The organism is Burkholderia sp. ZZQ-2 (assembly GCF_050768715.1).
GTDB lineage: Bacteria > Pseudomonadota > Gammaproteobacteria > Burkholderiales > Burkholderiaceae > Burkholderia > Burkholderia cepacia.
Genome location: NZ_LDVA01000222.1, coordinates 26,139 through 39,887 on the forward strand (window position 1 = coordinate 26,139; position 13,749 = coordinate 39,887).

13 protein-coding genes are annotated in these 13,749 nt (G+C 62.0%); 6 read left to right on the forward strand and 7 right to left on the reverse strand.

Annotated elements, in window-relative coordinates:
- Positions 1-126: 126 nt before the first annotated feature.
- Positions 127-1,293, reverse strand: a complete 1,167-nt coding sequence (locus ABY44_RS15165; protein ID WP_060174460.1) for a pyridoxal phosphate-dependent aminotransferase — start codon at positions 1,291-1,293, stop codon at positions 127-129.
- A 53-nt stretch (positions 1,294-1,346) separates the two neighbouring features.
- On the opposite strand from ABY44_RS15165, the gene ABY44_RS15170 reads away from it, so the two are divergent.
- The 5 genes from ABY44_RS15170 (at position 1,347) to ABY44_RS15190 (ending at position 6,732) form a co-directional block, all read left to right on the forward strand.
- Complete coding sequence (locus tag ABY44_RS15170; RefSeq protein ID WP_230948786.1) at positions 1,347-1,997, forward strand: GntR family transcriptional regulator; 651 nt, start codon at positions 1,347-1,349, stop codon at positions 1,995-1,997.
- Between the two features lie 340 nt (positions 1,998-2,337).
- Complete coding sequence (locus tag ABY44_RS15175) at positions 2,338-3,252, forward strand: RES family NAD+ phosphorylase (protein WP_081072707.1); 915 nt, start codon at positions 2,338-2,340, stop codon at positions 3,250-3,252.
- Between the two features lie 212 nt (positions 3,253-3,464).
- Positions 3,465-3,797: a barstar family protein gene (locus ABY44_RS15180; RefSeq protein WP_060174458.1), complete on the forward strand. Its 333-nt coding sequence runs from the start codon at positions 3,465-3,467 to the stop codon at positions 3,795-3,797.
- A gap of 155 nt (positions 3,798-3,952) precedes the next feature.
- On the forward strand, positions 3,953-4,990 hold the full coding sequence (locus tag ABY44_RS15185) for an SIR2 family protein (protein WP_060174457.1): 1,038 nt from the start codon (positions 3,953-3,955) through the stop codon (positions 4,988-4,990).
- Positions 4,987-6,732 carry an ATP-binding protein gene (locus ABY44_RS15190; protein ID WP_060174456.1) on the forward strand — a complete coding sequence of 582 codons (1,746 nt, stop codon included), beginning with the start codon at positions 4,987-4,989 and terminating at the stop codon, positions 6,730-6,732. Before ABY44_RS15185 ends, ABY44_RS15190 begins: the two co-directional genes overlap by 4 nt.
- A gap of 250 nt (positions 6,733-6,982) precedes the next feature.
- Here the strand turns inward: ABY44_RS15190 and ABY44_RS15195 are convergent, their stop codons facing one another.
- On the reverse strand, positions 6,983-7,558 hold the full coding sequence (locus tag ABY44_RS15195) for a DUF308 domain-containing protein (protein ID WP_027792836.1): 576 nt from the start codon (positions 7,556-7,558) through the stop codon (positions 6,983-6,985).
- A gap of 295 nt (positions 7,559-7,853) precedes the next feature.
- On the opposite strand from ABY44_RS15195, the gene ABY44_RS15200 reads away from it, so the two are divergent.
- A complete protein-coding gene (locus ABY44_RS15200; protein WP_027792835.1) occupies positions 7,854-9,329 on the forward strand; it encodes an HD domain-containing phosphohydrolase in 1,476 nt (491 codons plus the stop codon).
- A 122-nt stretch (positions 9,330-9,451) separates the two neighbouring features.
- Here ABY44_RS15200 and ABY44_RS15205 read toward each other — a convergent pair whose 3' ends face one another.
- From ABY44_RS15205 to ABY44_RS15225, 5 genes are all read right to left on the reverse strand, one after another.
- Positions 9,452-9,751, reverse strand: coding sequence for a hypothetical protein (locus ABY44_RS15205; protein ID WP_059699531.1), 300 nt, complete (start codon positions 9,749-9,751; stop codon positions 9,452-9,454).
- A gap of 128 nt (positions 9,752-9,879) precedes the next feature.
- Positions 9,880-10,188 (reverse strand): EthD family reductase, encoded by a 309-nt coding sequence (locus ABY44_RS15210; RefSeq protein WP_027792833.1) that lies wholly within the window; start codon positions 10,186-10,188, stop codon positions 9,880-9,882.
- Positions 10,189-10,258: 70 nt separating this feature from the next.
- Positions 10,259-11,740 (reverse strand): MFS transporter, encoded by a 1,482-nt coding sequence (locus ABY44_RS15215; protein ID WP_060174455.1) that lies wholly within the window; start codon positions 11,738-11,740, stop codon positions 10,259-10,261.
- A 50-nt stretch (positions 11,741-11,790) separates the two neighbouring features.
- On the reverse strand, positions 11,791-12,387 hold the full coding sequence (locus tag ABY44_RS15220) for a TetR/AcrR family transcriptional regulator (RefSeq protein ID WP_048027395.1): 597 nt from the start codon (positions 12,385-12,387) through the stop codon (positions 11,791-11,793).
- Between the two features lie 131 nt (positions 12,388-12,518).
- On the reverse strand, positions 12,519-13,749 hold a 1,231-nt coding region (locus ABY44_RS15225), incomplete at its 5' end, for an NAD-dependent succinate-semialdehyde dehydrogenase (protein WP_431641373.1).

Below are 13,749 nucleotides of genomic sequence, written 5' to 3' on the forward strand. Positions count from 1 at the left end.
GGCGCCGGATGCATCACGTCACGCGGATCGATCTTGTGTGAGTTTGCTCGACCACCACACGCGGAATTCCGGCTACTTCCAGCCAGGGACGCCCGGCGCGCGACTCTGCTTTCTCGTGAGCGGCCGTCATGCGTCCTCCAGTGCGAAGCGCACCTTGTCCCCGAGCGTGCGCAACCGGTCGACCGGTTCGTTCGAGAACACGAAACGGACGTACTGCTCGCCGTGGGCGACGCCCCATCCGGTCATGGCCGTCGCACATACGCCGTGGCGCAGCAACCGCTCCGACATCTGCGATCCGGTCAGACCGAAATCGGCGACGCGCAGCAGCATCGACCAGCCGCCCGCCGGCATGCCGAACGGGAGTCCCGACAGTTCGGCGGCGACCGTATCCCGCCGTCTCTCCAGTTCGCTCACGTAGCCAGGCAGATCGGATGCGGAATGTTCGAGCGCAACCGCCGCGGCCTCCTGGGCTATGCCGACCGGTACCACGACATTGGCGAGCGACACGGCCACCAGATCCGGAATCAGCCATTCCGGCGCGACGATCCAGCCGACCCGCCAGCCGATCATGCGCAACTCTTTCGACGCCGCGCCGACCGTGACCGTACGCTCGGCCATGCCGGGCAGGCCGGCGGGATGGATGACCTTGCGTCCATCGAAGAGCAGCCGTTCCATCGCGCTGTCGAGGATCAGCAGCAGATCGTTCTGCACACACAGGCTCGCGATCAGTTGCCAGTCGGACGCATCGAAGAAGCCGCCCGAAGGCATCGACGGCGACATCAGCAGCATGGCCCGCGTTTTCGGACCGATTGCTGCCCGCAGTGCCGCCTGGTCCAGCTTCCATTCGCTGCCCGGCGTGAAGGTGAACGGGACTTGCTTAGGCACGCCGCCCGCCAGGCGGATGCGGTTCAGCAGACCGGCGTACGTCGGATCGGTGACGATGACTTCGTCGCCCGTCTCGACGGTGGCGAGCAGCGTATTCAGAATGCCGGAGAGTCCACCCGCCGACACCACCACCTGGTCGGCCGTGAAGCGCTGCCCCGAAAGCGCCGACACGTGGGCGGCAGCGCTCGCGCGCAGCCGATCCTGACCGACGAAGGGCAAATAGGAGTTGGCCGAGTCTCGCTGGATGGCTTCTCGGGTGAAGGCCAGCGCTTCCGAAGTGGGTGGGAGGTCGGTGTCGAGATTTTCGAGTCGCAAAAGGTCGACGTCGGCATGATCGGCGATCGACCCCATGCGATCGACGCCGATGCCGGCAATGTGCTGCAGACGGACAGGGCGGTGGCGGTGCATCGGACCTCCGATCTTGTTACAATTTTATAGATAATATATGCATGGTGGTCAGGATGAACTTTGAAGTCAAGGAGGAGCGCTCGCTGGCCGATCGGATCGCAATCGCATTGGCGGACCGCATCATCTCGGGCGTCATCGCGCCGGGGGAGTGGCTGCGTCAGGACCACATCGCGGCAGAGTTCGGCGCGAGTCATGTGCCGGTACGCGAGGCGTTCAGACGGCTGGAAGCGCAGGGGTTGGCCGTGGTGGAACCGCGACGAGGCGTGCGGGCGGCGCCGCTCGAGCCGGCGGACGTGCTTGAAATGGCCAAGATGCGTGCTGCTTTCGAGGCGCTGGCGTTGCGTGAGGCGATTCCCGCGCTCGATGCACGGGCGCTGGAGGAACTCGATGCGATCCTCGATCAGGAGGCCACGGCGCGTGGCATCGCCGTGCTGGGCACGCTGAATCTGAGGTTTCATCGGGCGTTGACCGCGCCGTGCGGGATGCCGCGGCTCGTCGCCGCGATTGGCGACATGCATCGGGCCAGTTCACGGCATCTGTATGCGACGTGGCAGCAACTCGACTGGCAGGATCGCTCGAACGACGAACATCGGGACATCGTTCGGGCGATACGTGAGGGGGATGTGGACGCGGCGTGTGCGGCTCTGTCCGCGCATATTCTGGCTGCGGGGGATGCGCTGGCTCAGGCGTTGCGTGGGCGGTAGGGATGTGGGTCAGGCCGGGGGCATTGACCGGTGCGGAAGGCTGGTATGGGGAATGGCTGGCGTTTTCTCTGGGGTAGCTATAGTCAAACGCGTCGGGCTGCATCCGGCCAGATGCGGTCAGTCGACAGGCCAGCGCAGATCGTCGGCGATTGACGGAACCGAGTAGGTCTGCGGCTAGAGACGGCCAATTTGAGACATTGGACTCTTGGAGTTAGATCGTCGACAATCTACCGCAATACGCTATCAGCTATCTATTTTTGAATGGGGGTTCAAGCGTACGTTCGACTCATTGCAATTCGGCGGTCGGTAACCTTTGACTTCCAACCATAGGCGGGAGCACATGACCTTAGATGACTGCGACCATATCTTTGACAAAGCCCTTGGCAGTGCGGTTGAGGCGGAGTTCTGTCATGTTGTGGCGCCCTTGTTCGATCATTACAAGATTCTCTCTGTCGACTGGGGTAGGGGTAGCATTTTCTGGCGCGCGCGTATCGTTCATGACACGATGTTTGAAAACCTTGCCGAAATGAATTATCCACCGTCTCACGTTGCACGAGTCGGACGCTTGAATGATGCAGGCTCTCCGTGCTTTTACGTTAGTGCAAGAAAGGAAACCGCAATTACTGAAATCGATGCTGAAGCAGGGCATTTTATTCAACTCGCGGGCTTCCGCGTGCTAGATGCCAATCCGGTACGATTAGCCCTAATTGGTGAATACTCGAATGTTCAAAAGGTTGGATACATGCACTTCGCAGGGCGCGATCCGGACATGGCTCTGAGTAAATTAATCAACTCGATGCCTCGACACGATGCATTGAGAATGGTTTATATAGACAAATTTTTTGCTCATGTGCTTGCAGATATTGATGCGAGCAAAAAAAATTACATGATGAGCCGCGCGCTAACTCAGGTGATTTATAGCAAATGCAAAGCTGATGGCATTGTTTTTCCCAGTGTAAAGGATCGGGGAGGCTTTAACTTAGGAGTTAAACCCGCTGCCTCTGATAGGAGTTTTCATAATGTTTGTTGCATTGTTGTTAGGCTTCGTGCAAGGAGGCGCTTCGGCCTCTTGGAGTTTGATATCATAAAATCTGCAAAATCGCTCGATTCTGAATCTAATTTTGTTTGGGATGATTCGCTTGCGGGGGAAAGAATTGGATTTTATGGGTTGAGCAAAGAGGAGTTTGAGTTGGCTGCTAGGGCTCCGGGCGATCCGAACACGTTGTTAGATGTTCTTCATCAAGGACGCCTTTAAATTGCGGTATGTGAGAATATTTCGCGAGTGGCTAACATTTTGAATGTCTGCTTTGTGGAGAATCGGAAGGCCGCTTCGGGTCGGTTACAGCCAAGCGCGTTAGGCTGCAGCCAGGAGCGGTCACTGGTACTCGGTGCCAGAATCGTCGACAATCCGACGATGGAGCATCTATCGGAACCGGTTAGATGCACAATAGAATTCGGAATAGCGCGATGACGAATGTACTCGTAGACACGACCAAAATTACGGACTGGCCTTCATTCCATCGGGTCTTCTCGCAGATCTTTGGTTTCCCCGCGTTTTATGGCAACAACATGGACGCGTTGATTGACTGTTTGAGTTACCTCGATGATCCCGAGGCCGCGATGACGAGCTTGCATGTCAGGCCGGGAGAGACGTTGGCGATACAGCTTGGCGCTGTCATCAGTTTCAGGAGGCGCTGTCCAGATCTATTCGAGGCTTTGCAAGACGCGTGCGCTTTCGTGAACTGGCGCCGTACGCGCGAGCATGGGGCCGCTTTGGTCGCACTGTCGTACTATGACTGAATCGAAGGCCGCACTGCGGCCATATACGGACGATCGCTGTCAATTCCGCTCGGACATTTGAACGTCGGTTCTATCCCCGGCACCGGACCTTCGATTAAGCGATCGTGCAATAATGCATCACGCACTGTGCCGACACCTAAACTTGGGCGACAATCTTGGAGCTTGATCAGCTGAAATTGCTGCTGCAGCAGCATTTTACCGATGGGCTTGTTATCGTCGTTGGCTCCGGTTTGTCCTGCGCTGAGGGCCTTCCAGGCATGGGCGAACTCGCCACCCATCTCCAGGCGACGATCGTGGATGGTTTATCCAAGGATGATCAGGATTGTTGGACCAAATTATCGCCCCTGATCTCAGCAAACGGCCTCGAAGCCGCGCTACTGGCGAGGCCGCCGACGCCCACGCTAGAAGTCGCTATCGTCGCGAAAACGGTAGAGTTAATTGCCCAACGCGAGCGCGATATCGTTTCAGAGGTCTTCACCGGAGTTCGTACTCTCCGCTTCACCCGCCTGTTGAAACATCTTCTGAAACCAACGGCTGGCGTGCCGGTGGTCACCACTAACTATGATCGGCTGTTGGAGATTGCGGCTGAGGAAGCAGGTCTCGGTGCGGACACGTTATTTGTGGGCCAGTTCGCCGGCCAGTTAAACGAACAAGAGAGCAGATTAAGCTTCTGTCGCGAAGTGACTCTAAAGGGGAAGACCGTACACTATCGCTATCGCCCTCGGGTGAACGTCTTCAAGCCGCACGGTAGCCTCGACTGGTACTACCGCGACGGCAAACCCGTTCGATACGCGGGTGACCTTCCTCAGCCACGCTTGATTATTACGCCAGGTCTTAACAAGTTTCGTCATGGCTATGAGAGTCCATTCGACCGACATCGCGAGCGTGCAAATGCGGCAATCGATAAGGCAAGTCGCTTTCTTGTTTTGGGCTACGGGTTTAACGACGACCACCTTGAGACGCACCTAACTCCTCGGATCAAAAGCGGAATCCCAACACTTCTGCTCACACACTCGTTGTCGGCCAATGCACTGCAGCTTGCACGTAGCCACGCGAACGTTATTGCTATCCAGCATGGCTCTGTTGACGGGCAAGATGGCTCATCGGTCTTCGTCGACTCGGCAGAGGACTTCGTGCCAGGACTTGCCCTATGGGATCTCAACCAGTTCATTCTAGAGGTACTTGAACCGTGATAGAAGCCGCTCTTCAGTTTTCTGACGATGACGAGATTGGTCGCGTTGCCTCCGTCGATACCAGTCGTGTTGCCGTCGATGTGACCAATTCAAGCCTCCTTACCCGCATCGGCATTGGTCAACTCATCGCTGTCCGTGGTATGACAGAGCGAGAATACCTTATTGCCATGACTGAACGAGTGACCCGTAGCATGCGGGAGGAGTTGCCAAACTCAGAAGAGCCTGGAGACGATGGTGGCCTTCTCGAGACGGTTGCGAATGACTGGGTTCAAGCCATCCTTATCGGCACTTTTCGCACAATCGAGGGCGCAAACGCTAACACTTTTAAGCGTGGTGCCGATAGTTTTCCACAAATTGATCGTGAGTGTTTCGTTATTGAGGGACCCAATCTCCAGCGTTTCATGGGCATTCTAGGAGCTGGCTTCGCGGAAGAAGAGCGGCTCAAACTTGGAACGTTCGTCGCGGACCGGTCGGCCGATGCCATCGCGAGCGGTGATAAGTTCTTTCAACGGCATGCAGCGATACTTGGAAGTACTGGTTCGGGCAAGAGTTGGGCGGTGGCACTTATCTTGGAACGAGCTGCGAAGCTGAAATTTCCCAACATTATTGTTTTTGATTTGCACGGTGAATATGCGCCACTTGCCAACAAGACAAATGACGGCTTTGCGCAACGTTTCCGCATTGCAGGGCCGGGTGATTTAGAAAAACCGGGCGATGATGCGTTGTTTTTGCCGTATTGGCTTCTGAATCGCGACGAGATGCTCTCGATGATCCTTGATCGAAGTGACCAGAATGCGCCGAACCAGGCATCGAGGTTTACGCTGCATGTCCGCACTCTCAAGGGGGAGACTCTCGAGAGAGAGAAGCGGGACGTGGTCAAGAAGACATTTACCGTGGATTCGCCAATTCCCTATGATATGAAGAAGCTCGTCAAGCTTCTAGAGACCGATAACACGACCAAAGGTGTTGGAAAAACGGGACCTGTCAAGGGCGAGTGGGAAGACAAGCTTACCCGCTTCCTATCGAGGCTGGAGGCGAAGCTCGACGATCGACGGTATGGATTCATGTTTGCCCCACCGCCTGCAGCGCTCACATATGACTGGCTGGCCAAACAAGTCCTGAAGCTTTTGACATCAAACGGCGGAATCGGTATCAAGGTCGTTGATTTCTCCGAGGTTCCCGCTGATGTGCTGCCGGTTGTGACGGGCACGTTGGCGCGGTTGCTCTATGATGTCCAATTCTGGATGCGCGCGAGCAAAAGAACGCCGGTCACGTTGCTGTGTGACGAAGCACACCTATATCTGCCAGTGCGCGATGATGCTGATGCAGTTCAACGGCAAGCACTCGGCTCGTTCGAGCGGATCGCCAAAGAAGGCCGAAAGTATGGCTTTTCGCTATTGGTGGTCAGTCAACGACCTGCCGACGTTAGTCGAACAATTCTCAGTCAATGCAACAATTTCCTCGCATTGCGGCTGACGAACGAGACTGACCAAGGAGTAATTAAGCGGTTGATGCCGGATTCACTAGCGGGCTTGGTCAGTATTCTCCCGCTTCTCGACACAGGAGAAGCACTGCTTTTAGGTGACGCCGTCTTGCTGCCGACGCGAATCAGGCTAGATATCCCCAAGATCACGCCGGACAGTGCAACAAGGGATTTTTGGCGAGAATGGGGAACTCAGGCGCCGCAGGAAGATGCAATCATATCGGCTGTCGAAAGTTTGCGGAGCCAAGCTCGTATTTGATACGCTGAAGCGGTCAATGAATACTATTGTGAGGCTGCACCAGCTTGTGGCCCACAATACAAAGCGTCCCGGATATTCGATTGGAAAAAGACGAATATCCGCAATGGTCGATCGTCCTTCCCCGTTGAGGATTTTCCAATGGCCGCTTGATATAGGAAGCGGCCGGTGAGATGCCACTGGCATGAAGGGCTCCTCCGGGTCGTTCAGAGCCATTCGCGGCCGTGGCCAGGTCTTCATTCCGCCCGACGGCTCACGACACCCTGCGCCGCATCCCCCGCACCTGCAGCCAGATGGCGGATATCAGGAAATAGAGCGCACCTACTCCCGCGTAACCCGCGATCTTAACGATCGCCGGCGGCATCGGCGCATGGCTTTGCAAAATGAAGAACAACCCGGCCAACGCCGATTGCGCGCCGCTCAGCACCATCACCCACTGCGCGCCGGCCTGCTTCCAGCGCCGCACGGCAGTGCCGAGCTGCAGCGCGCCGGACAGAATCGCCCATACGCCGAACACCGCGAGGACCGCGGGCAGGCCCGCATTCAACGCCGGAAATACCGCCAGTGTCGTGACGGCGCTGATCGCGACGTTGACCGCCTGCGTGCGGTTTGCCGCCATCCCGCCGCTGCGGGACAGGTCGACGAAATTGGCGAGCGCATCCCAGGCCGGATAAACGACCAGCAGGACCGCCGCGCCGGCCGCGCTCCGCCGGCCGACGGAAAACGCCAGCGCGACCCAGATCAGCGAGAACACCGCCCGGGAAAAGTAGTACCGCTTCAGCCAGTGTTCGTCGGCCAGGGCGTGGAATTCAGGGTAGCGATCAGTCATTTGCACTCCTTTTACATCGAAACGTCGTTCCGGCCGGCACGCAGGATGTCCGCCATGCGGATTCGGATGCGGCGCCGGCACGGATCTCCAGTGCGCCGAGTATCGCAATCGTCCGCGCCTGCCGCCATCGGTCAGATGTCCGATGGCGAAGTCCGCGGGGCGCTCCGCAGAGATGCGAGCGAACATCGCACCGTGTTGGCCCCGGGGCGCGCCGCCCGAGGCGCATGCCCCTGCACGCCGCGACGCCGTCGCGTATGATCGTTTCCCCGTCCTCGCGAATCTCTCCGCCCATCCGATGCCCGACGCCGAAGCCCGTCACGCCCCGCTGCGCATAGTCGACGCCGTGCGCGCGCTGGCCTTCATCGGCGATCTCAGCATGGGCCAGCCGACCGACCATTCGCCGCGCACCGGCTGGCTGGCGGCGCAGCTCGCGCACGCGGCACGATTCGATGCATCGGTGTGCGACACGGCTCGCGAGGTGGCGCTGTTGCGCTGGTCGGGCTGCACGGCGAACGCGGCGGGCTTCGCGCAGGTATTCGGCGATGACGTCGCGATCCGCGCCGCGATGCTCGAGAGCCGGCCCGCCATGGCTGAAGCGATCGGCAGCGCGGGTGTCGCGCTGATCCCGCTCGCGCAGATTCATTGCGAAGTCTCGGGCGAGGTGGCGCGAATACTCGGTCTGTCCAGCGCGACGGAAACCGCGCTGCGGCACATTTTCGAAACCTGGGACGGCAACGGGCTGCCTGCGCGGCTCGAACGCGAACAGGTGCCGCCCGCCGTGTCGATCGTCGCGCTGGCGGGCGACCTGGACGTGCTCAGCCGCACGTACGGCATCGAACAGGCCCTCGACTTGATCGGCCAGCGCGCGGGGTCACGTTATCCGGCCGTGCTCGTCGAGACTGCTGCGCGCGACGCACCGCGCTGGCTGGCGGCGCTCGAGCACATGGCGCCCGCCGACCTGGATGCCGCATTGGCCACGCCGGACATGCAGGGCGCGACGTCCGCCGAATTGATTGCGGACGTCATCGATCTGAAATTGCCGTGGATGACGGGTTTTTCGCGTTCGGTCGCGGCGACTGCGGCCGCCTGTTACGGCCGTCTTTCGCCGGACGAGGCCGCGCGCGAACGCGTGTACCGGGCCGGACTGATTCATGGCATCGGCAGGGCCGCGGTGCCGAACGATGTGTGGAATCTGCCGACGCGGCTGCCTGCGAGCGCATGGGAAAAGGTGCGACTCGTCCCGTACTGGACCGAGCGCGCCGGCAGGCAGACCGGCGCGCTCGGCGAAGCCGCGGTGCTTGCGTCGTATGCCTACGAGCGGCAGGACGGTTCGGGCTATTTTCGCGGCGCGCGCGATGTGGCGCTGACGCTCGAAGCGCGCGTGCTGGCGGCGTCGCTGGCGTGGGTCGCGTTGCGCTCGGCGCGTCCGTGGCGCGCGGCGCTGAGCGATGCGGCCGCCGCCGTCCAGTTGCAGGAAGAAGCGGCGTGCGGCCGGCTATGCGGCGAAGTGGTAGCCGCGCTCGTGACGGGCGGGACGCCCGTGCCCCGGCGCATCGCCACGGGCGCGTCGGCCGTTGGCCCGCGCCTGTCCGCGCGGGAAATCGACGTCCTGCGGGCAATCTCCCGCGGCGCGAGTAACAAGCAGGTTGCGCAGGCGCTCGCGATGAGTCCGAGCACGGTGCGCACCCATGTCGAGAAGGCGTTCCGCAAGCTCGAATGTTCGACGCGTGCCGCGGCGACCCTCAAGGCGTCGGCGCTGGGGCTGCTCTGACGCGCTCCGCGACGCGGATTCGCTTTCGTGTGTGCGCGGACGGCCCGTCGGGCCGGCGCGACCTTTGACGCTCCGCCTGTCCGGTGGCTTATCCCGCGTATCGAAGATGGCGGTTGCACCATTCAAGTCGACCAGTCGTTGATCCGTTCCCTGCGATCCGAGGCTGTCGCGTCGGTGTCGGCCCAACCGTACCCCAACGTCGCGATTGCGAAGTAGACGGCACCGACGGCTTCGCAGGAAAGCAGCGCGCCGGCCAGCGCCATTCGCGCTCCACCCGAGACCATTTGCGCCGGCGCGTCGGCGTGTTTCCCGCGATGCACTGCGGTGCCGATCCGAAACAGGCCCGACACGATAGCGAGCACGCCGAACGCACGCGGCAGGCCGCTCGCCAATGCGACGATGAAGATCTGACGTCCCGACATTGCAGTGATCCTCCCGGTCCGGTATCGCGTGACGGCTGCCTATCCTGACACCCGATCGTTCGCGGCGCCATCGGACAAGTGACCGATGGCGCCGGCCGAAACCGATGCATGGCGGCGCGCGATCGGCGCTACGACACGCGCGAGAACACGTCCGTGATGAGCCGATCGGGTTCGATGTCGGTGAACGCATCGATATCTGCCATGACGTCTGCCGTCTCCGCGGACGCGAACGCGGCGTCCAGCGCCGCACTGTCCTTGAAACGGCACATCGCCACGACGATCAGTTCGCTGTCCTCACGTGCTGGAAAGAAAGCGTCGATAGCGTCGAGCCCGTACGGCTTCCAGGATTTTTCCACCAGCGGAATGTGTTGTTCGACGTAGTAACGGGCATCGAATCGCGTGCCCGCGGCTCGGCGATAGGAGACGATGAAATACATGAAGAACCTCCAGGTCGGACTGACGCGGCGATGAATGTCGGTACGGGAAAATACGGTCAAATACAAACGATCACGGCCGTTCGCGTTCGGGGCCGAAGCCCGGACGCGCGGCGGCCCGCATCGACGTATGAGCGGCGCCCGCCCGTGCAAGCGAGATGCCCAGCGCGGCGCCCACGGCGAGGAACACCGAGATCGACAGCAGTGCGACGATGAACGCATGCGCGATGGCCGCCGGATCCTGGCGCGTGCCGAGCGTCGTATAGAAAATGCCGCCGATGATCGCCACGCTCAGCGACGTGCTGACCTGCAGCGTCGAGCTGGCGATGCCGGCGATCATGCCGGACAGCGCCGGTGCGACGCGCCCCGTCACCATGCGCATGAGCGTCGGCAGCGCGAGACCTTGTCCGAAACCGATGACGAAGAGCACGACGGCGAGCGGCGCGGCAGCGAGCGGCATCCCGATCGGCGTGGCATCGATCAACCACGCGAGGCCGACGAGCCCGACGATCTCCAGACTCATGCCGAACGGATTGACGTAAGCGCCGATGACACGCGCGGAGGCAGGCGTCGACAACGGGCCGAGCAGGAACCCGACGCCGAACGGCAAGAACACGAGGCCCGCGCTCAGTGCGTCGACGTGCAACGCATTCTGCAGATACACAGAGAACAGCAGGAAGAACGCGCCGATCGAGTACAGCAGCAGCGCGATCAGCAACGCGCGGCCGAGCCCCGGTGCGCGCAGCGCGGCCGGATCGAGCAGCGGTGCGCCGCCGCGGCGGCCGAGCCGGCGCTCGTAGCGCCAGAAGAACCCGGCGAGGACCGGCACCGCGAGCAGCGACACCCATGCCCATACGGGCCAGCCTGCTTCGCGCCCCTCGATCAGCGGCACGATCAGCGCGCCCAGCGTCAGCATCGACAGCGCGGTGCCGCCGAGGTCGAGCTTGCGCGCATGCTGCGCACGCGTTTCCTTCAACAGCGGAATCCCGAACAGGACGACCAGAATCGCCAGCGGCAGGTTGACGAGGAAGATCGTGCGCCAGCCCAGATTCAACAGATTCAGCGAGATCAGGATCCCGCCCAGCGCCTGCCCGACCACGGCGGCGAGGCCGAATACCGCGCCGTACAAGCTGAGCGCGAGCGGCTTTTCCGCTTCGGGGAAGATCGCCTGGATCGAAGCGAGCGCCTGCGGCGCCATGATCGCGGCCGTCACGCCCTGCAACGCGCGGCCGACGATGAGCGTCCACGGCGAACTGGCGAAACCGCACAGCGTCGAGGCGATCGCAAAGCCGATCAACCCGAGGAAAAACACGCGGCCGCGGCCGAACAGGTCGCCCAATCGCCCGCCGGTGATCAGCGTCACCGCGTACAGGCCCGCATACGATGAAATGACGAGTTGCTCGGCCGACGACGAGGCGCCCAGTTCCGCGCGGATCGACGGCAGCGCGACGTTGACGATGAAGAAATCCAGCGGCGGCAGGAACGCGCCGACGAGCAGGACCGCAAACATCGCCCAGCGGCGCGGGTCGGGTGATACGGGGTCATTCCGTGACATGGATGGCTCTCCATACGGAACCAATCGGTTCCAAATTGGGTAAAAAAATATCAGTCGAGGATGCGCATCGTGCGGTCGACCAGCGCGAGCATGTCCTGCTCCGACACGCCGGTTTTGCCCAGCACGCGCATGCCCTCGATCTGGCAGACGAGCAAACGCGCCAGCACCTGTTCGTCCTGTTCGGCGATCTCGCCGCTCGCCTGGCCACGGACGATCGCACCGGCATAGAGCTGTTGCAGCCGCCGGAACATGCGCCCGGTGCGCTCCGCGACATCCGCGTCGCGCGCGGCCAGTTCCGTGGTCATCGCGACCGCGAGACATCCGCGCCGGCCCGCCTCGCCGACGGACAGGCGCGCATAGCGCAGCAGCGAATCGCGAATCGCATCCTTGACGGCGCCGGGTTGCGACAGAATGTCCGCGGTCGCCTTGAGCCCGTCGGCCATGTACAGGTCGAGCGCCGCCAGCAGCAGCGCCTTCTTGTCGCCGAACGCCTTGTACAGGCTACCGCGCGACAGGCCGGTGCCGGCCATCAGGTCGGGCAGGGACGCGCCTTCGTATCCGCGGTCCCAGAAAACGTCCATCGCGTCGCGCGCGGCATCGCCAAGTTCGAATTCGCGTGGGCGGCCCACGCCAGCCGGATTTGCCATTGATCGGTGTCGCAAACGATGCGGTGCCAAAAGTTGGATGCATTATATGGACCGATCGGTTCCGATGTCAACGCATGCCTGTCGACCGGGCGCGGCGAGGGCCGCCTCGCGGACGGCCCGGATTCATCCGATCAGTCGAGCCCGCCCTGGCACAGGTACTTGATCGACAGATAATCGTCGAGCCCGTAGCGCGAGCCTTCGCGACCATAACCCGACTCCTTCACCCCGCCGAACGGCGCGGCCTCGCTCGCGAGCGCGCCTTCGTTGATCCCGACGATGCCCGTTTCAAGCCGCGCCGACACGCGCGCGATGCGCCGCACGTCCTGCGTGTAGAAATACGCGGCGAGCCCGAACGGCGTGTCGTTCGCGGCATCGACCGCTTCGTCCTCGGTGTCGAAGCGAAACAGCGCGGCGATCGGGCCGAACGTTTCCTCGCAGGTCAGCTGCATGTCGGCGGTGGCGTCGGCGAGCACCGTCGGCGCGTAATAGTTGGGGCCGAGTTCGGCCAGACGCTTGCCGCCGGCGAGCACGCGCGCGCCGCGCTCGATGGCGTCGCCGACGTGGCGGGCAATCTTGTCCACCGCACGTGCGTTGATCATCGGGCCGATCTGCGCGGCCGGGTCGGTCGCCGGCGCGACTTTCAGCGCGGCGACGCGCGCCGCGAGCTTCGCGGCGAATGCGTCGTAGACGCCGGCCTGCACGTAGACGCGATTCGGCGACACGCACGTCTGCCCGCCGTTGCGGAACTTGGCGGCCATCAGCCCGTCGACCGCGGCGTCGAGCTCGGCGTCGTCGAAGACGATGAACGGCGCGTTGCCGCCGAGCTCCAGCGACAGCTTCTTCAACGTCGCCGCCGATTCGCGCGCCAGCAGCTTGCCGACAGGCGTCGAGCCGGTGAACGTGATCTTGCGCACGCGGCCGTCGGCGAGCCAGTCGGCCACTGCATCGATGCCACGTTCGCGCGATGCGGCGATCAGGTTCAGCACCCCGGGCGGTACGCCGGCTTCCTGCGCGAGAAACGCGAGCGCGAGCGCGGTCAGCGGCGTGTCCTCCGCCGGCTTCGCGACCACCGTGCAGCCGGCCGCGAGGGCGGGCGCGATCTTGCGCGCGATCATGGCGAGCGGGAAGTTCCACGGCGTGATCGCGGCGACGATGCCGATCGGCTCCTTCACCGCGCTCAGCCGCTTGCCGCGCTGCTGCTGCGGAATCAGGTCGCCGTACGTGCGTGTCGCTTCCTCGGCGAACCACAGCACGTAAGACGCGCCGTATGCGACTTCGCCGCGCGCTTCCGCGAGCGGTTTGCCCTGTTCGCGCGACATCAGTTTCGCGAGATCGTCGGTATGCGCCACGATCGCGGCATGC

Bases quoted from the DNA above. Each gene is read 5' to 3' on its own strand.
- ABY44_RS15170 (WP_230948786.1), top strand. From the start codon at position 1,347: ATGAACTTTGAAGTCAAGGAGGAGCGCTCGCTGGCCGATCGGATCGCA.
- ABY44_RS15205 (WP_059699531.1), bottom strand. From the start codon at position 9,751: ATGTCGGGACGTCAGATCTTCATCGTCGCATTGGCGAGCGGCCTGCCG.
- ABY44_RS15180 (WP_060174458.1), top strand. From the start codon at position 3,465: ATGACGAATGTACTCGTAGACACGACCAAAATTACGGACTGGCCTTCA.
- ABY44_RS15200 (WP_027792835.1), top strand. From the start codon at position 7,854: ATGCCCGACGCCGAAGCCCGTCACGCCCCGCTGCGCATAGTCGACGCC.
- ABY44_RS15220 (WP_048027395.1), bottom strand. From the start codon at position 12,387: ATGGCAAATCCGGCTGGCGTGGGCCGCCCACGCGAATTCGAACTTGGC.
- ABY44_RS15210 (WP_027792833.1), bottom strand. From the start codon at position 10,188: ATGTATTTCATCGTCTCCTATCGCCGAGCCGCGGGCACGCGATTCGAT.
- ABY44_RS15165 (WP_060174460.1), bottom strand. From the start codon at position 1,293: ATGCACCGCCACCGCCCTGTCCGTCTGCAGCACATTGCCGGCATCGGC.
- ABY44_RS15215 (WP_060174455.1), bottom strand. From the start codon at position 11,740: ATGTCACGGAATGACCCCGTATCACCCGACCCGCGCCGCTGGGCGATG.
- ABY44_RS15175 (WP_081072707.1), top strand. From the start codon at position 2,338: ATGACCTTAGATGACTGCGACCATATCTTTGACAAAGCCCTTGGCAGT.
- ABY44_RS15195 (WP_027792836.1), bottom strand. From the start codon at position 7,558: ATGACTGATCGCTACCCTGAATTCCACGCCCTGGCCGACGAACACTGG.